Here is an 18,073-nt window from a genome sequence, read left to right as displayed (position 1 = left end):
TACTAGGCAAAGGGGATGCAACATGAAACATCTCTCAATGGAACAGATCATGGAACGCATTCATCAATCCGAACAGTTCGATGAGATGCGGATTACCAGGGATCAGGTACATGAGATGTTTCGGGAGCATCTCTTTTTCTCCTATTCCTCTCAGTTGGGGATGGATATCAACAGGGTTCATGATGCCCTGATCTGCAGAACCGTTCAATTGGCTGAACAAATTTTGGAAGATCAAGGGTTGGGCCGTCCTCCGGTACCTTATGCGTTTATGCTGTTCGGCAGCGGCGGCAGAAGCGAGCAAACGCTGTGGAGCGACCAGGACAACGGGTTTATTTACGAGGATAGTCCCGAACATTCCGAGGAAGAGCTGGAGCTGTATTTTTCTCAACTGGTGGATTGCATCCTTCAAGGCTTGCATGTGCTAGGCTATCCGCCTTGTCAAGGAAATGTCGTGTCAAGCAACAAGCAGTGGCGGAAGCCACTGTCCCAGTACGTGAACATGCTGAACGGGTGGTTCGGAGAGCCGACCTGGGAGCATGTCCGGTATTTGCTCATTGTTGCGGATATGCGCTGCATTTACGGCTCGGAGGCGCTGGTGAACAAGCTTAAGGCGGAGTTTTTGGATTATGTGGGGGCGCATCCGCCCATACTTCGGTTTTTGCTGTCCAATACGCTGCATCACAAAATTTCGTTAGGCGTGTTCGGTCATTTAATTACGGAGCGCTACGGCGAAGATGCAGGCGGGTTCGATATTAAATACGGGGCCTATATTCCGATTGTGAACGGGATTCGTTTGTTAGCGATACAATTCGCTGTTCATCCCTCATCTACGCTGGAGAGGATAGATCGGCTGACGGAAGCGGGCGTCGTAACGGAGGAAGCGGCCAAGGGATGGCGCGAAGCTTTTGCGATTGCTTTGAAGCTTCGGGATTTGACGCCGTTCCAAATCGACAACGGATTGTATACGACAAGGAGCAAGCTGGGCGCGGAGCAGCTTACCAAAGAGCGTAAGCAGGAGCTGAAGCAGTGCTTGCGGGTCGGAATGGAATTGCAAAAATATGTGAAAAAGTCGGTTGAAACGCAAATAGAGAGAGAAAAGGGTTAGATATACGGATCGGATAAGGCAGAAAGGAGTGAATTGCGATGAAGGACATGCGCCCTGCGGGTCGTATGTGGCATTTGTATAAAATGGGAGGCCTGACGCCTGCCATTACTTCCATGTTTGATGTGCAAAGCGCGCAGCAGATGGCGTTTATTCGCTCGATGCTCAAGGAGCAGCGGAAAAATTCTCTTTTTGATATGCCGCTTCATTCGATGGAGCTCGTTGTGTTTGATTTGGAGACGACCGGTTTTGCACCCTATAACGGGGACGAAATTATTTCTTTTGGCGCGGTATCCGTAGTCGGCGGTCAAATTATGGAGGATCAAACTTTTTACAGTGTGGTCAATCCCAAAAGAAAAATACCGGATGACATCATACGGCTTACCGGAATTACGAATGAAATGGCCGCGGATGCGCCGGATTTGATCCAGGTTTTGCGGGATTTTCTAGAGTTTGTCGGGCAAAAAGTGCTTGTCGCCCATGCGACCGGCCATGATAAAAACTTTTTGAATGCGGCATTATGGAGAACATCCAAAGTCAGCCTTTCCCACCGGGTGCTGGATACGATGATGATCGCCAAATGGCTGATGCCGAAGCGGAAAGATTTGAGCCTCGACGCTCTGCTCGATGCGTACGAAATTCCGGTTACCCAGCGCCATCATGCGCTTGAGGATTCTTTGATGACGGCGAAGCTGTGGTCCAGGTTTATGGAAGAAATCCGCTCCAGAGATGTCGACACGCTCGGAGATTTGTACGCTTTGTTAAGCCATCACTGATCGATCGCAAACGCAAGTTTGTGAAAGGAGATCGGGGCGGCTTTTTTTATTTGAAACACGCCGATTTCGGGCTTGCGTTCGTCCTGCAGCGATATAATCCAATACGTAGGCAGGGTATGCCATAGCGTGGACAGATCTTCTTGCGAAGGCGCGGCCGGAGCTGCGGGGTGGGAGTGATAGATGCCGACAACATTTGCATCCGGTTTTAGCAGCAGGGGGATAATTTCCGCGGGACTCATCTCAAAACGGCGCTCAGGCTGCAGGGCTTGATTGCTGACGGGAATGATGGAGGAAATTTCGAAGCCGTGCGCCAAGCGAATGCCTGTCAGGAAACCGCACGCTTCGTTTGGAAGCGCTTTTTTGCAGGTGGCGATCAGATGTTCGTATAAGCTTTTTTGGATGCGGACGTGCATCGGCTCTCCCTCCTTCATGATACAACGCATTATACAAGGTTGGCATCAAAAAAAACAGACTCCCGGGGGAGCGGGGAGCCTGACTGGGAGTCTGTCCGACGGAGTTACTTTTGTGCATACTCCTAGCTGATTTTGCCCTGCGGTTTGATCAGGAAGAAGACGAGGCCCAGCGTGATCAGCGAGAGCGAAGAAACGGTGATGAAAACGGTCTGATTCGATATTTTCATCAGCCATTCGAAAATCGGCGGCCCGAAAGCGACACCAATAAACCGCAGGCTGTTGTAGATGGATGTGATCATGCCGCGCTGCTCCTTTTCGACCGAGCCGGTAATCATCGTGTTCAGGCAGGGCAGCAGCAAGCCTGTGCCTACGGCGCTTAAGGTCAATAAACCGATAAATACATACAGGTTGGAGAAAAAGAATATGGTTAGGCCGAGCGATACGGTCATCAACAAAAGCCCGATGTTCATCAGCCAGCGCATTAAGGTGCCGTTTTTTTTGATCAGCGCCCCGGTTGTGTACGAGGTGACGACCATGCCCAGCAGCGGGATGGCGAGGACAAGGCCTTTTTTCACACCGTCAATGTTGTATGGCGCGCCTTCCAAGATGTCGGATAAATAGAACAGGACGCCGAACAAAATAAACAACGCTAATGAACCGGCGAAAAAGGAAGTGATGAGCCATCTGCCCTTTTGCTTGAGGATGCTGCCGATTTGCCCGATGTAGGGTTTTAGCTTTTGCGGTTCTTTCGTTTTTTTCGGTTCTTTGATGATGAAAATGACAGCAAGCAAAGATAACGCGCAAAACGCCGGAAACGCGAAAAAAGGCGCGTACCAGACGATCAAGGCGAGCAGCGATCCCGCAATCGGGCTTAACACTTTTCCGGCGCCGTTCGACGCTTCCGTTAGGCCGAGGGCTTTGCTTTCGGTTGCTCCTTTGTATAGATCCCCGACCAAAGCCATCGCGATAGGAGCTGTTCCTGCGGCTCCCAGGCCTTGAATGGCCCTGGCGATAATAAGTACGGTATATGACTTCCAAATTGCTCCGAAGCCGGCCAGGACGCCTGCAGCCCCGTATATGATCAACGAAGGTATAATCACGGCTTTGCGCGAGAACCGATCCGAGAAATAACCGGAAATCGGAATAATGAGTCCGGCGGTTACGGAAAACAGGGAAATGACGAGACTGCTTTGAAAGCGCGAGATACCGAGCTGATTTTGCAGCTCCGGCAGTATCGGGACGAGCATGGAATTGCCGAGCACGAGCACTAAAGGGATCGTCGCGATGGCGATGAACTGCCAGATCATGCCTTTCATTTGCTGCCCTTGCTTGCCGCCTCCGCTGTCCTGCTTGGTGCGCTGAACCGGTTGGTCAGGAACTTCGCTTTCGAATGCGATATTGAGCCTTCTTGTTTTTGTTTTTTCCATGGTGCGACTCCTTCCCGTACAACAATGTAATCTTACTGTCTCCTTGTCCAGGCAATGTCATTCTTTTTTTTCGTTTTCAGATGTTGGAATTTCGGCGCAATTGGAGATAATATAGACAGTGGAGGTGCAAACATTGAAAAGGAATGCGCTCATACTGGCGATTGTTGTGTTTCTGACGGGATTTGCCGTATATCAAAACGTAGATCATGCGAATCAGGAAACGGTTTTGCCTACGGAACAGGCGGCCAAACCGAATTTTCTGGCACCGCCGTTCGCATTGAACGGGCTTGACGGCAAAGAATATACGGTCGGCGGTCAACGGGACAAGCCGATGCTGGTCAATTTTTGGGCATCCTGGTGCGGGCCTTGCAAGGAAGAAGCGCCGGATTTGGTGAACGTGTACAACAAATATAAGGGGCAGTTCGACCTTTATGCGGTTAACGTAACGCCCGGAGATAAGATGGACAATATTAAGAAGTTTGTGGAGGAGTACAAATTTCCGTTCCCGGTGCTGCTCGACAAGCAGGGGACGAATGCGGATACATACGGGGTTATTGCGATCCCGACCAGCTTTTTGATCGACAAGCAGGGCGTTATTCGCGAGGTGATCCATGTCGTATCGCCCAAAGAGCTGGACAAAAAGATCGCGGGCCTGATCAAAAACTAAAGAAAAAGCTGCAAAAAGCGCTGAATCATCAGGCTGTTTGCAGCTTTCTTGTTTTAGTGATTGACCAGTCCGAGTCTTTCCTGGTGCTCTTTGTTCACCGGCTCGACCCTTGTTCGGCCCAGCAGCGCGTAGCGCAAGCTGTCGACCAAAGCGTACCAGCTTGCTTCAATAATATTGCTGGAAACGCCGAGCGTATTCCAGGTCGAATTGAAGTCGGTGGATTCCATCAACACGCGAACTTTGGCCGCTGTCGCGTCTTTTTCGTCGAGGACGCGCACTTTGTAGTCGGACAGATGAATTTGCTCGATGTCCGGGTAATACTGCACGAGCGCTTTGCGCAGCGCGTTGTCCAGGGCGTTGACGGGACCGTTGCCTTCCGCCGCGGTGTAGATCGTTTCGCCGTGCACTTTCACTTTGACGATCGCCTCGGCGACGACGGCCTGGTTGGCCGTTTTTTCCACGAGCATCTTGAACGATTCGAGGGTGAATATTTCCTCAAGCCCTTCGAAAGCTTCCCGCAGCAGCAGCTCAAGCGAAGCGTCCGCGCCTTCGAATTGATAGCCTTGATGCTCAAGATCTTTAATCTTTTCGATGACTTCTTTCGTTTTTTGATTCTCTTTATTGAAATCGAGGTTAAGCTCCTGGGCTTTCACAAGCACGTTGCTTTGTCCGGCAAGCTCGGATACCAGCACGCGCTGTTTGTTGCCTACCAGCTCCGGCGTAATGTGCTCGTAGGTGCTGGCAGCCTTCAAAATCGCCGAAACGTGAATGCCGCCTTTGTGAGCAAATGCCGCATTGCCGACGAACGGCTGGTTGACCGGCATATGCATGTTGGCGATTTCGCTTACGTAACGCGATACTTGCGTCAGCGATTTCAATTGATCGCCGGAAATGACTTCGTATCCCAGCTTCAGCTGAAGATTGGGGATGACCGAGCTCAGGTTGGCGTTGCCGCAGCGTTCGCCGTAACCGTTGATCGTGCCCTGCACCTGTCTGGCCCCGGCTTGTACGGCGGCGAGACTGTTGGCTACGGCAAGCTCGCAGTCGTTGTGGGCGTGGATGCCGACAGGCGCCGTAATGTCCTGCTGCACCGCCGTCACGATCGCAGTGATCTCGCCCGGCAGCGAGCCGCCGTTCGTATCGCACAGCACGATCCAGTCGGCTCCGGCATCCTGCGCCTTGCGGATCGTTTGCAGCGCGTAATCCGGATTGTTTTTGTATCCGTCAAAAAAGTGCTCGGCGTCATATATGACTTCAAGGCCTTTGCTTTTCAAAAAACGAACGGAGTCGAAAATCATCGCCAGGTTTTCTTCAAGAGACGTTTGAATCGCCGTATGCACATGGAAATCCCACGATTTGCCGAAAATCGTCGCGACGGAGACGCCGGATTCCACGAGCCTGTTCAGGTTGACGTCGTCCTCGGCTCTGGAGTCTTTGCGTCTTGTGCTGCCGAAAGCGGTGATTTTGGCGTTGGTGAACGTCATGCTGCGCACGCGGTCGAAAAATTCGATGTCTTTGCTGTTGCTGCCCGGCCATCCGCCTTCAATATAGTGAACACCCAGCTCGTCAAGTTTGCGGGCGATTTTGATTTTATCCTCGACGGACAGGCTGACTCCCTCGCCTTGGGTTCCGTCCCGCAGCGTGGTATCGAAGATTTTAACTGAAGTTGACATGGGTTCCTCCTTAAACAGCTGAAAGCTGGCTGACGATGCTTTACAAGCAAATGAATGTGCTTTAAAGCGCTAAATATATATAGTACAATTATAGCATAATTCCTATAGTTAGGACACAACCTGACAAAATTACGTTTGCTTCGAAATTTGTTTTTTTTGTAATGCAGAAAATGGAAATGCCCCATTTTGCGGAAGAGGGAGCGATTGGGCGATTATGAGCGGTATTCCTCCTCATCAGCATTATCCCAAGAATGGCAGAGTCATTCTGCATATCGATATGAACGCTTTTTACTGCTCGGTTCACGAAGCGGTCGAGCCGGAGCTGTACAAAGGCAAGCCGATCGCCGTGGCAGGCAGCGTCGAGCTGCGCAAAGGCATCGTTGTGACGTCTTCTTACGCGGCGCGGGCCCAAGGGGTTAGAACGGGCATGCTGGTGGGACAGGCGCTGAAGCTGTGCCCGGATTTGCTGCTCATTCGGCCGGACTTCGATTTGTACCGGGCCTTCTCGCGGCGGTTTATGCAAATTGCCTACAGCTATTCGCCCTTAGTCGAGTCGATGTCGATCGACGAGTGTTTTGTAGATATAACAGGTTCCAAGCAGTTCGGCACTCCTATGGAGATAGCGCGGAGCATCCAGGGGCGCATTATGGAAGAGCTCCAGCTTCCGTGTTCGATCGGCGTCGCTCCGAACAAACTTTTGGCCAAAATGGGCTCGGACTTGAAAAAGCCGAACGCGATTTCGGTTATCAGGCTGCGTGACGTTCCCGAAGTGCTCTGGGACAAGCCGTGCAACTATTTGTTCGGCATCGGGAGGAAGACAGCGGACAAGCTGACGAAGCTGGGGATTCTCACTCTCGGGCAGCTCGCGCGCGCGGACGAGAAGCTGCTTAGCAAGCATTTCGGCATTTTGGGGCCGCATTTGAAGCAGGCGGCGTGCGGGATAGACCGTTCCCCGGTCAATCCGGAGCAGGAGCAGAGCAAGTCGATCGGCCATACGACGACGCTGCCGCGCGATTTTACCGATCCCAAAGAGGTGCACCGCGTATTTCTCAACATTGCCGACCAGGTGGCGCGGCGGATGCGGAGGCAGAAGCTGGTCTCATCCACAATACAGATTACGATCCGCGATCCGGATATGAGGACGATTACGCGTTCCGTTACGTTGGAGACGCCTACCGAGCATATGGACGATATTTACCGGACGGCGTGCAAGCTTTTCGATCACCATTGGGAGGAAGGCAGGCCGATCCGTCTGCTCGGCATTACTTTGCAAAGTCTGTCCGCCAAGGAAGAAACGGCCATACAGCTCGATTTGTTCGATTACGAGAAGCAGCCGCGCCGCGACCAGTTGAACCGGATTATGGACGAGCTGCGCGACAAGTACGGCGAAGACGCCATTTTGACGGCGGGAATGCTCGGGGACAATCCTTCCGCTCTAATCAGAAATCATAAGAGGCGCGGGACTTCCCTGCAAATGGATCATTTGAAAAACAATCCGCTTCACCGGGAGGAGGGCGATTAGGCATATGGCCAATATTATCGGGTTCGCCGGATATTCGAACAGCGGGAAAACGACCTTGATCGCCAAAGTGGTGAGCGAGCTGCAGCGCCGCGGATATACGGCGGCCGTATTGAAACACGACGCGCATGGACATTATAAAGAAGCGGAAGGTTCCGATTCGGGCCGTTTTATCCGGGCGGGCGCCGATGCCGTCGTGACCGTATCGCCGGATGCGGTGCACACGTACGAAAAGAAGCGGGAGCCCCGATTGCGCGATATCATAGGGGCTTTGCCCGATGTGGACTACATTTTAATAGAAGGATTCAAAACGGAGAAGCATCGGAAGATCGCTGTTTTCCGCACGGCCGAGCAGAGCCGGATCGTCGGGAAGCTGGACCCTGAGCCTATTGCCGCAGCAACGGACTTGCCGGATATCCAAACGGGTTTACCGCTATTGAACCTGAACGACGCAGCAGAAGTGACGGATTTTATCGTAGCCCACTTTCAGACGAGCAATATTAAGGTTTGAACTTTAGAAGGTTTTATATTATATTTTACTGTGAGGATATTTTGAGGAGGAGTTCAAATATGGGAAAGTATACTTGGGTTGATAAAGAGACCTGCATCGCTTGCGGCGCTTGCGGGGCAACTGCACCGGACATCTACGATTACGACGATGAAGGTCTGGCTGAAGTTATCTTTGAAGGCGACGGCAACAAAGGCGTAACGGAAATTCCGGAAGATCTGTTCGACGATCTGCAGGATGCACAGGATGGATGCCCAACGGACTCCATTAAAGTTGCCGACTCTCCATTCAACTAATTTATAAAATGTCGAAAAAAACTCGATTCCAGTTATGGGATCGGGTTTTTTTAATGATACGTTTTGTAGAAGCCGTTAACAATTGATTGCCAATTCGGAGGCTGCAACTTACAATAAAGCTAGTACGCTTACAGGAGGAACTTATGCGCAAGAAGAATTGGATACAGCCTCTGGCCGCGGGTCTTGTGTTGATACTATTATCGACATATTTGTATACTGCCGGTTCTGGCGGGAAGCTGGCATTCATTGAGGAGCCTTTGCAAGATTTCTTGCGAAAAACGAAGTCGACGGACGAACGCGAACCGGACGACCGGATCAAAATCGTCAAAATCGATGAAAAATCGCTGAAAACGATCGGGAAATTCCCGTGGGACCGTTCCGTTTACGCCCAGGCCATCGAGAAGCTGGAACAGTCCGGCGCAGCAGCAATCGGAGTCGACGTCGTCATGGCCGAACCTTCCAAAAACCCCGCTGACGATAAAGCGTTGGCCGACGTTCTCGCCAAATACGATAACGTCATCCTGCCCATTCAAATTAATTACCCCGCTAAACAGCAATCCGCCGGAGATTTGGTGCCGGAAAAGATCGATTACCCCTCGGCCACCTTATCCACCAACAAAACTCAAATGGCACATATTAACGTTTTCGTGGACAAAGACGGAAAAGCGCGCATGCTGCCTGTCGGCTTGCCTGACGAGAACAATCAATACATACCTGCTTTTAGCGCAGCGCTCGCCAATCTGGTGCTTGCGGATAACGAGAAAATCAAGAGAGACGCCGTTTCCGGGCAATGGAAGCGCGGCGATAAGGTGATTCCGACGAATGAAAGGAATCAGGTGACAACGGAATATTACTCGAAGCCGCGGCAGGCGATCGATACGGATACCGGATACGAAACGATTTCGTTCATCGACTTGCTGAACAGCAAAAACGGCATTCCGCTGCCGAAAGGCTCCATCGTGCTGATCGGACCTTACGTCACCGCGATGCAGGACGAGTACCCGACCCCGGTCAGTTCCGTCAAAATGTTCGGAATCGAAATTCATGCCAACATGATCCAGACTTTGCTGGAGAGCAAGTTTTACAAGGAAACCGGCAAGTCTGCGGGTATTGCTATCATTATCGTCATGGCGATTCTGGCAATTGTTTTATTTGAAAGATTCAGAGGGAAGTCGGCGCTGTTTATTTTTATCGGCCTCTTTATTTTGTATATTTTAGTGTGGTTTGCTCTCTATACGATCGGTTCGATTTTTGCGCCGATGATTTATCCGATTTTTGCTCTGGTTACTATTTACATAGGTTCGATAGTGAGCCACTATTTGGCTGAGCGCAAAGAGCGGAACAGGGTCACCGGGATTTTCGGGCGCTTCGTCTCCAAATCCGTCGTGGACGAGCTGCTGCAGTCCGGCGAAGATGTGAAGCTCGGCGGCAGCCGCAAAGACATAACGCTCATATTTGTGGACATACGCGGGTTTACCCCGATGTCGGAACGGCTCGAGCCGGAGCAGGTCATTCAGGTGCTCAACGAGTATTTGGACGTATGTACCAAAGCGATTTTCAAATTCAACGGGACGCTTGACAAGTTCATAGGCGACGGCGTTATGGCTATGTTCGGCGCACCGATCGAATACGGGAATCATCCGGAAATGGCCGTCCGCGCAGCCATCGAGATGAAAGGGCAGGCGGACATTCTCGAGCGGAAGCTGATCGAGAAGTACGGCATCGGCGTCAAGTTCGGACTGGGTATTAACAGCGGCCCGGCCGTCGTCGGCAACATCGGTTCCGAAGATTTGCGGCTGGATTACACGGCTATCGGCGATACCGTGAACTTGTCCGCCCGGCTGGAGTCGAACGCCAAGCCCGGTCAAATTTTGATCAGCGAGAACACTTATGAAAGAGTCAAGAGCCTGTTTCATATCGAGCCTGTCGGCGAGATTAAAGTGAAAGGCAAAGAAAAGCCTGTAATGGTGCATGAAGTGCTGGGTCATTTAGAGAACTGAGGAGGAAATCAGTGTGGAGTTGAACATGCGGGGCAATCGGTTGAACAAGAAATCATTCATGGCTTTATTTGTAAGTTTTTGCATGGTGTTTGCGCTCGTTTCATCGGCGCTGGCCATTCCCGCTGCGGCCAAAACGGTTCGCATTGCGGTGGTGACGTCCATTAGCGGCGATGTAACCGTTAAGAAAGGCGGAGGCTCCAGTACGTACGACGCCTACCAGGACATGAGCTTGAATGAAGGGGACACCCTGTATACGGGGAGCGATTCATCGGCAACTTTAAACCTGAGTGGCGGTGACGGCGAAGTCACGATCGGCGGCAACGCCGAAGTGAATATTTCCGATTTGAGCGGCTCCAGTGGCGAAAAGAAATCGAAACTACGGGTATGGGCAGGCTCGATGTGGGTCAAAGTCAAATCGCTCGCCGGCGTCGATGACGAATTCGAAGTCGAAACGCCGACCGCCGTCATGGGCGTCCGCGGAACTCATTTTTTTGTCAATGTGGATTCCCTAACAGGCAAGACGACAATGGCGGTAGCCGCGGGCAAAATCGCCGCTACGACCGTAACGACGAATGAGGATAACACGCAAACGAAAAAGCTGACCTACTTATACCCGACCCAGCAAATCTCGCTCGATTCGCGCGACGAGGTGGACGATTTGTCGGTGAAAGTCGATTTTGTCAATCTCGACAGCATCGTCGCCCAGGCTTCGAACAACGTCATTGCCGCTATCATTAAAGACAAGGCAAGCATCGACAAAGAGAACGATGAATTCATAGCGAAGAAAAAGCAGGAGATTGAGCAGGGCAAGCCGGTGGAAAACGATGGAAGCTTCGTCATCAAAAATGCCGACGAACTGTCCAGGGTGATTCAAAACCTCGATAATCTAATAGGAAACTTCGCGAAAAAAGCGGTGCAGGATAACAAAGTTTCCAAGAGCGAGATGAACGGAATCATCGAAGAGGCGAACAAAAAAATTCCGACGGAAATCCGCAAGCTCGATCTGGAGAAAGTGAAAGACCTCGATAAATCGGCCGGGACCGATCCTGAGCTGGAGAAGAAAAAGCTGATTGCTTTGCAGCAGGCCGAGGAAAATCAGAAATTGAAAGAACAGCAGGAAGCGGAAAGGATGAAAGAGCTTTTACAGAAGCTGCAAGATATTTTGAAAACGGTCGAGGCGACCAACAAATCAATTAAAGAAGCGAATGAGAAAGCTTTGGCGGAGCAAAAGGCGGCCGCGGAGGCAGCATGGAAAAAAGACAAAACTACCGAAGAAATCAAGCGGTATGACGATGCGAAGAACGGTTCGTCCGGCCCATCGAACAGCTCCGGAAGCAGTGGCAGCGGTGGAAGCAGTGGCGGAAGCAGCGGAGGCGGGCAAACCCCGGATACGACCCCGCCGGTTATCGAATCGATCGATGACGTATATGCAAATCTGACCTATATTTCCGGCAAAACCGAGGCGAACGCTACGATTACGGTAAAACGGGACGGCACTAAAATCGCCGAGGGCACGGCGGCTAGTAACGGTTACTTCTACGCGTATCTGCTATCCGGCTTTACGCTCAGCGCCGGGGACATCGTTTCTGTGACAGCAGCGGATGCAGCCGGCAATACGAGCGCTCCGGTAACCAAAGAAGTCAAGCCGCCTGTCGCGAGCCCTCCTGCCGTAACTTTGACGAAAGTCAGCAATCCGAATGTGCCTAGTTTGTTCAATGTTAATGTCGATATGAGCAATTTTACCGGGACGAATTCGATTTATGCGGTAGAGCTGCATTTGCTCTATAAGAGCAAATCCGTCAGCACGTCCGGATCGGAGGACTACAGCGGAATCCATTATATTCCATCCGGCAATTCGCCAGTCGAACATCCCGCTGGCACCAGCATCTTCAATTCGGCGACAAGCGCGGAATCGGCCAAAGAATATGTTCAGTTCGATTCGGCGACGAATACGTATACGAAAGAATTGGTGTATGCCGTGACCAACTTCGGCACCGGTTCCGGCAACATTTCGGTCGACGGCACGAAAACATTAGTCAGCATACCTTTCCGCGGGATCAATTACGGAAGCGAACCGCTCGGAGCTAATGATGAACTGGCGAAAATTGCGGTAGGATACATTAAAGTGGTTAAAAAAGATGCTACGGATGCCGTAACGGACATCAGCATTCAGCCTTTGTACATTCATATCGGTACCGGCAGAGACTACGAGTTTCCGAGATAACGATTCACTATTCGAACGGATAAGGAGAAGCCTATGAAACCCCTAAAACAGATTATGATTACATCCATAACCGTCGCCGCTCTTCTGACGGGCACCACGGCTTGGGCGGACGGCTGGCCCGCCGATGCTATCGCTGCCGACAACGGGCGCATCATGGCCGACGTGACGACCCTTGCGGGCATCGGCGATTTTGCGGATCATAACGGCAAAGCGGCTGTGGCCGCATTCCGTTCGCCCGGCGGAGTGGCGCAGCTCCCGGACGGAAGCATTCTTGTGGCGGATACGCGCAACCATTTGATCCGTCAAATTAAAGACGGGCAAGTCACGACGTTCGCCGGGCCGGAGCTTGTCGTCACGAAAGACGGACAAGGCTTTCCGACAGGCGGGTTCGTGAACGGCAAGGCATCCGAGTCGTTTTTTCGCGAACCTGCGGCTTTAGCCGTGGATGCGAAAGGGAATGTGTACATAGCGGATGCCGGCAATAATGCCGTTCGTAAAATCGATACGAACGGCCAGGTAACGACTTTGGCCGGCAGCGGGGCGCTCGGCAGCAAGGACGGCAAAGGCGCAGAGGCGCAGTTCAATCGGCCGGGCGGAATCGCTGCTGCTGCGGACGGCACTGTCTACGTGGCGGACACGTTGAATCATGCGATCCGCAAAATCGCGCCGGACGGCACGGTGACAACGCTGAATGCGGCCTCGGCGCGCACGCTTCAGATCAGGCCGGGCGAAGCTTCCTTTGCGGGTGATTATCAGGACGGAAGCCTGTCCGCCGCCAAGTTTAACGAGCCGTCGGGTCTTGCCCTGGACGCTAAAGGCAACCTGTACGTGAGCGATATGGGCAATCAGCGCATCCGATATATCGATCTGAGCGCCGGCACCGTCACGACGGTTGCGGGAACTTCCACACCTGCGAGCGAAAGTGCCTTGTATGAGAAGGATGCGCTGTATGCAGCGGGGGACTACGCGGACGGACAGGCGCTGAAAGCGAAGTTTAATTTTCCTAAAGGCTTGGCCGTAACGCCTGACGGCGGTTTGCTGATCGCGGACAGTTTGAATCAGGCGATCCGGTATTTGCGCAGCGGCGAAGTGACGACGCTCGCGGGAACGGCGAAGACGGGCGAAACGGACGGCACGGAGAGCGCGGCTGCCTTTTACAATCCGACAGGTGTGTTCGTCACTGCCCAGGGCAATGTCGTTATCGCGGACGCTTACAACAACAAAATCCGTAAACTGGCGGCGTACCGCCTTCCGCAAGGGCTTCACGGCACTGAGGCTATCAAAGTCGTAAACGGGGACAAACGGATCGATTTTGACGCTCAGCCTGAATTTGCGGACGGCCGGACGATGGTTCCGGTCAGAGCGATCGGCGAAGCTTTCGGTTATGAGGTCAAATATGCGGAGCAAAACGGCCAATCGACGGTCCAGTTGGTCAAGGGCGATGTAACCGTAGAGCTTGCGCTCGGACAAACGGGAGTCAGGCGCATCGTCAAAAATGAACCGGCTGTCAGCCAGGCGACGGATGCGGCGCCATATATGAAGCAGGGGCGCACTTATGTTCCCGTTCGGTTCTTTGCCGAACAAATCGGTCTCGACGTGCAGTGGGATCAGGCCAATCAAACGGTCATTTTGCGTACGAAGTCTTACAGCGAATAGCGGTGCTGTCAAAGGGCAATTCCCGTCATAAGCAAAACCCCTTCAACCGTAATTGAAGGGGTTTTTAAATATTATTTTTTCTCTTTGATAACGAATAAAACTCCAATGAGAATTAAGATCGAGCCGATCCAAAACGTTACATCTATGTTCTCCCCTAGAATAAACCATCCAAGTAATATTCCAACCACGGGTTGGAAGAAGAAAAATAGCCCCCCGCTTGAGGCGTTAAGCATTTGTAATCCACGATTCCACAGTAAAAATCCACCTGCGGTTGAGACAACGCCCAAATACAAGACTCCTCCCCAAATAGCAGGGTGAGTCAGTTGAGAGATATTCAATGCGTGTAACCGTGGCAAAACAAAAGGAGTAAGCACAATTAGGGATACCAAGATGGAATAGAAAGTTACCGCAATTTGCGAATAATTACTCGGCACACGCTTTATAAGTACGGACATGAGTGCCCATGTTAAAGCGGCTATAAGAAGAGAAATACCGCCAAGTTTACTGGGCGACTCCAAATGACCGAATCCAACAATGAGGAAAACCCCCATTGTAGCTAGACAAACAGAAAGCACCTTTTTTAAACTCAACCGTTCTTTAAGGAGTAAGCGGGCAAAAATAACCATAAATGCCGGTGTTGACGAAGTGATAATGGCTCCCATTTGTGCTGAGGATAACATTGTACCTATTTCCTGAGCAACAATCGAAATCGTGTTACCAACAACCCCGATAGCCATGATGATTAAGAAATCACGTTTGTAGATCCGCCATTTCTGGTGTGTAATCAAGCCGACCGCGAGCAGTGCGACAATAGCCACTAAATAGCGCATCCAAACCAGTTCCAGTGGCGGTATGACTGATACTACAATTTTCACAACAACGTACATGCCACCCCAAATACTGGCGGCTAAAGCTAAATAAATAGAACCGAATAAGGTATTTTTCATGTTTTGTACCCTCCGTTTTTAATTAAGGTCAAGAAGCCCCTAACGGAGAGATGCAGTCACCTTAACTCCACTAAGGGCGAAAAGGTGCTGCTGGTACATCGTTTTCAAACAATGGAGCCTTAAACATTTTGATTTCACCTCTGGTCCGAGTTTAGCTGCAATAATATTGCTTAATAGTAGCAAATAACAACCCTGTTGAATAGACAAATTGCCAATACCCATTTTTTTCTTCACTTTACGGGGGCCGATGCCGATAAATCAGGAAGAAGAAGTTGTTGAGAAAGCCCTGGCCACTGTCCAGGGCATACGGGAACTCTCGCGTTAAGGGACACAGCCGCTCTTTCCCGACTAATGCCCCTCCTGCGCGGGTTGCGGAGTAGAAGAAGGCCACGCCCCTCCTGCACGGGTTGCGGAGCAGAAGAAGGCCACCCCCTCCTGCGCGGGTTGTTGAGTTGAAGTAGAGGGGGGCTAGGCGGCTTGACAGGGAGAAAACCTGCGAAAGTGCAGGTTTTTTCCTTGAAAATGGTTCATTTTCGTGAAAAACCTGCAATTGTGCAGGAATGTTTGATGAAAATGAACCTGAGCCCATATTCGCGGCGAAAAGCCTGCACAATTGCAGGAATATGTCGTGGCCGGCGCATCAACGCTAAAAAAGCTGCACTTTTGCAGGCATACACTGCTTTGCCAAACAGTTGCTGCCTCTAACGTGCGAGCTCCAGACTTTTGCAGGTTTTCTTCGCTAAATCAGGCAGAAGGCGCGACCGGCTCCCGCTTATGTAGTTTAGGGCAGCCTGAAAAATGTATTTTTTGGCTGCTCCAAAAGTTCGGCCCTATTTTTATCGGAATTTCCGTACAATCGCAGGTTTTCAGCGCGTAAATCGCGATAGACTGCTCCAGCGGACGATTTTTCTCAACGGTTTCGAAAAAAGTTATTTGAAGAAAAAGGAGGAAAACTCTTTGAAAGGGAATCATCGGAATGATCAAGTCGAACGATTTTTCCAGCATAATCCATTCGAAGATCCTCTGTACTTGAAAAAATACGTAAAAGAGCATCCCGATCATAAAATGGCTTGGTATTTATTGGGTAGAGAGTATGCCGCGAAGGGGCAAGCGGGTAAAGCCGCATACTGTTTCGCCCAGTCCGGGGAAATTTACGAAGCTTTCGAGCGCCAGAAAATCGTCCTGGAAGGGCCCCTTCCGACTGTGGGCGATTCTGCAGCCGCGCAGGCCGATAAAAAAGCCGGCGAAGCCGGTACGATGAAGTTCAAGAAGCGATGGGCCGCTCTGTTGGTGCTGCTGGCGTTCATCGTAGTGACGGAGTCTTTCGATGCGGCCAAGAACAAGATCGTCGTTCAGTCTCCGGCCGCCGTTCAAGCGTCCCCAGCCCCAGCTCCGGTCCCGATCCCGGCTCAAGCCGGAGGGGAGAAGACGGATCCCGCTGCCGGCGAGACGCCGTCGCTGAACATGAAAATTTATTTTTCCGACGGAGACTGGGGCGGGAAAATGAAACAGATGCTGTCCGCTTCAAGAGCAGGAGCGGCGGAGTCCTTCATCGTACAAGCGGGCAAAAGTCCGGACGGCAAATGGATCCAGTGGAATAAACCGCTGCAGCCTGTAGTTGGCGTCGAAAATTCGGGAAGCGGCGATTACGGCGCCGTCATGAGATATTACAGCTCGCAAGTTTGCTCCTGCCAATTATCCGACGGCACCCGTCTGGCTCCGGTGATCGACGGCTGGGTGCAATCGAGCGAGCAGGCCATCGTCCTGAAAAGCGCGATCCTGGCGTATCAAAAAAAGACCGGCTCTTTGCCGGTAAAGGCGGAACAGCTTGCCCAACCGTATCCGGATAATTTGCTGCCGGGAATTACGCCTGAGATGCAGTCCATGTTTCCGAAAACCGTAAGCGAACTGGCCGGGGCCGGCGCCGGCGCGAAGCCCTCCGGGAGCAAGCCTGAGAAGCAGGTGCCCGTGGAGCCTGCCGCGACTCCAACCGCCGCTCCGTCTCAAAGTCCGGCCGGCACGCCGCTTGAGCAAGCGTCCACTTCGCCGCTTCAAGAGCCGGTGAGCATCGTGATCGACACGGACAAACACCGCCTGGCGCTGGTTAGCGGGAATTATATACTCCGCAGCTACCCGGTAGGGCTCGGTGGCGACAAAACGCCGGAAGGCGAGTTCGTCATTAGTGAAAAAGTGCGCAATCCCAACGGGAGATCGAACGGAGAATTCGGCAGCAGAGGAATGACCCTCTCCGATACGCTGTATGCGATTCACGGCACGAACAAGCCGTCCAGCGTCGGGAAGGACGAATCGCACGGCTGCGTGAGAATGCTGCAGGCGGATGTGGAGGAATTGTACGATATGGCGCCGCAGCAAACCAAAGTAACGATCGGAAAAGGGCTGCTCCCGGACGATACCCCCGGCTCCGTGAACGATGGCTCAGGTGGCGGAGCGGGAAGAGGGAACCCCGGCAAAGCGTTCGGTGTCCCGCTGCAGACGAATGACTCCAATCCGAATAAAAAGTACAAATGGCTGGATTAATCGGCTTGCCGGCAAATCAAACAGACAGAAGTTCCGAAAGAGGGACCTTCTGTCGCAGAGTTTGAGTAAGCGATTGCAAAAAGTGAGGCATCAATGGATCGATATAAGCGAACGAACGGCCTATTTGTTTACAATAAGCAGCACCGTCATTGCTATAATAACAGCGAGCAGGATAGAGCCTGTCCAAATGATGGCCTTTTTGTTCACTTCGTCTTTGGCTTTCCGTCCGGCATAAGCGGTTTTTCTTTTTGACATGCGATCACCCGTTTCTTCTGGATTTTGAGCGTATGCCTATTTTATCACAAAAATCCCGATTCTTTGAATATG

At 51.7% G+C, this 18,073-nt stretch carries 16 protein-coding genes; 11 read left to right on the top strand and 5 right to left on the bottom strand.

The features are described 5' to 3' along the window. Positions 1 to 22 precede the first annotated feature (22 nt). Together AC3G2T_RS05640 and AC3G2T_RS05635 are read left to right on the top strand one after the other, a co-directional pair. Positions 23 to 1,105 carry a DUF294 nucleotidyltransferase-like domain-containing protein gene (locus AC3G2T_RS05640; protein ID WP_474679429.1) on the top strand — a complete coding sequence of 361 codons (1,083 nt, stop codon included), beginning with the start codon at positions 23 to 25 and terminating at the stop codon, positions 1,103 to 1,105. Between the two features lie 38 nt (positions 1,106 to 1,143). Then, positions 1,144 to 1,878 carry an exonuclease domain-containing protein gene (locus tag AC3G2T_RS05635; protein ID WP_474679428.1) on the top strand — a complete coding sequence of 245 codons (735 nt, stop codon included), beginning with the start codon at positions 1,144 to 1,146 and terminating at the stop codon, positions 1,876 to 1,878. On the opposite strand, the gene AC3G2T_RS05630 is transcribed toward AC3G2T_RS05635, so the two are convergent. Beyond that, the gene (locus AC3G2T_RS05630) at positions 1,872 to 2,291 is read right to left on the bottom strand and encodes a M67 family metallopeptidase (RefSeq protein ID WP_474679427.1); all 420 of its coding nucleotides are present in this window, start codon (positions 2,289 to 2,291) and stop codon (positions 1,872 to 1,874) included. The two genes, AC3G2T_RS05635 and AC3G2T_RS05630, sit on opposite strands and share 7 nt — an antisense overlap. A 122-nt stretch (positions 2,292 to 2,413) precedes the next feature. Beyond that, positions 2,414 to 3,718, bottom strand: a complete 1,305-nt coding sequence (locus AC3G2T_RS05625) for an MFS transporter (RefSeq protein WP_474679426.1) — start codon at positions 3,716 to 3,718, stop codon at positions 2,414 to 2,416. A 124-nt stretch (positions 3,719 to 3,842) separates the two neighbouring features. On the opposite strand from AC3G2T_RS05625, the gene AC3G2T_RS05620 reads away from it, so the two are divergent. Next, entirely contained in the window at positions 3,843 to 4,385 is a 543-nt protein-coding gene (locus tag AC3G2T_RS05620) for a TlpA disulfide reductase family protein (RefSeq protein ID WP_474679838.1), read from the top strand. 53 nt (positions 4,386 to 4,438) lie between these two features. Here the strand turns inward: AC3G2T_RS05620 and cimA are convergent, their stop codons facing one another. Next, a complete protein-coding gene (gene cimA / locus AC3G2T_RS05615) occupies positions 4,439 to 6,058 on the bottom strand; it encodes a citramalate synthase (protein WP_488434826.1) in 1,620 nt (539 codons plus the stop codon). 214 nt (positions 6,059 to 6,272) lie between these two features. Here cimA and AC3G2T_RS05610 point away from each other — a divergent pair, with 214 nt between their 5' ends. The 6 genes from AC3G2T_RS05610 to AC3G2T_RS05585 all read left to right on the top strand — a co-directional run bounded on the left by AC3G2T_RS05610 (position 6,273) and on the right by AC3G2T_RS05585 (position 14,261). After that, positions 6,273 to 7,580, top strand: coding sequence for a DNA polymerase IV (locus tag AC3G2T_RS05610; RefSeq protein ID WP_488434825.1), 1,308 nt, complete (start codon positions 6,273 to 6,275; stop codon positions 7,578 to 7,580). A 4-nt stretch (positions 7,581 to 7,584) separates the two neighbouring features. Further along, positions 7,585 to 8,088: a molybdopterin-guanine dinucleotide biosynthesis protein B gene (gene mobB / locus AC3G2T_RS05605; protein WP_474679423.1), complete on the top strand. Its 504-nt coding sequence runs from the start codon at positions 7,585 to 7,587 to the stop codon at positions 8,086 to 8,088. A 59-nt stretch (positions 8,089 to 8,147) separates the two neighbouring features. Continuing rightward, positions 8,148 to 8,381, top strand: a complete 234-nt coding sequence (locus AC3G2T_RS05600) for a ferredoxin (RefSeq protein ID WP_474679422.1) — start codon at positions 8,148 to 8,150, stop codon at positions 8,379 to 8,381. Between the two features lie 143 nt (positions 8,382 to 8,524). Further along, positions 8,525 to 10,381 carry a CHASE2 domain-containing protein gene (locus tag AC3G2T_RS05595; protein ID WP_488434824.1) on the top strand — a complete coding sequence of 619 codons (1,857 nt, stop codon included), beginning with the start codon at positions 8,525 to 8,527 and terminating at the stop codon, positions 10,379 to 10,381. A 13-nt stretch (positions 10,382 to 10,394) separates the two neighbouring features. Further along, positions 10,395 to 12,605 carry a FecR domain-containing protein gene (locus tag AC3G2T_RS05590; protein ID WP_488434823.1) on the top strand — a complete coding sequence of 737 codons (2,211 nt, stop codon included), beginning with the start codon at positions 10,395 to 10,397 and terminating at the stop codon, positions 12,603 to 12,605. A 33-nt stretch (positions 12,606 to 12,638) separates the two neighbouring features. Then, entirely contained in the window at positions 12,639 to 14,261 is a 1,623-nt protein-coding gene (locus tag AC3G2T_RS05585; protein WP_488434822.1) for a stalk domain-containing protein, read from the top strand. Positions 14,262 to 14,332: 71 nt separating this feature from the next. Here AC3G2T_RS05585 and AC3G2T_RS05580 read toward each other — a convergent pair whose 3' ends face one another. Further along, positions 14,333 to 15,208, bottom strand: a complete 876-nt coding sequence (locus tag AC3G2T_RS05580) for a DMT family transporter (protein ID WP_488434821.1) — start codon at positions 15,206 to 15,208, stop codon at positions 14,333 to 14,335. Between the two features lie 477 nt (positions 15,209 to 15,685). Here AC3G2T_RS05580 and AC3G2T_RS05575 point away from each other — a divergent pair, with 477 nt between their 5' ends. Both AC3G2T_RS05575 and AC3G2T_RS05570 read left to right on the top strand, forming a co-directional pair. After that, the gene (locus tag AC3G2T_RS05575) at positions 15,686 to 15,913 is read left to right on the top strand and encodes a hypothetical protein (protein ID WP_488434820.1); all 228 of its coding nucleotides are present in this window, start codon (positions 15,686 to 15,688) and stop codon (positions 15,911 to 15,913) included. A 252-nt stretch (positions 15,914 to 16,165) separates the two neighbouring features. Beyond that, positions 16,166 to 17,746 carry a L,D-transpeptidase gene (locus AC3G2T_RS05570; RefSeq protein ID WP_488434819.1) on the top strand — a complete coding sequence of 527 codons (1,581 nt, stop codon included), beginning with the start codon at positions 16,166 to 16,168 and terminating at the stop codon, positions 17,744 to 17,746. A 120-nt stretch (positions 17,747 to 17,866) separates the two neighbouring features. On the opposite strand, the gene AC3G2T_RS05565 is transcribed toward AC3G2T_RS05570, so the two are convergent. Then, positions 17,867 to 18,001, bottom strand: a complete 135-nt coding sequence (locus tag AC3G2T_RS05565) for a hypothetical protein (RefSeq protein WP_474679415.1) — start codon at positions 17,999 to 18,001, stop codon at positions 17,867 to 17,869. Positions 18,002 to 18,073: the final 72 nt, after the last annotated feature.

This window comes from Paenibacillus sp. sgz302191 (genome assembly GCF_057749925.1).
Note: the sequence above shows the minus strand (reverse complement) of the source record. Positions and strands in the feature narration are given on the sequence as shown.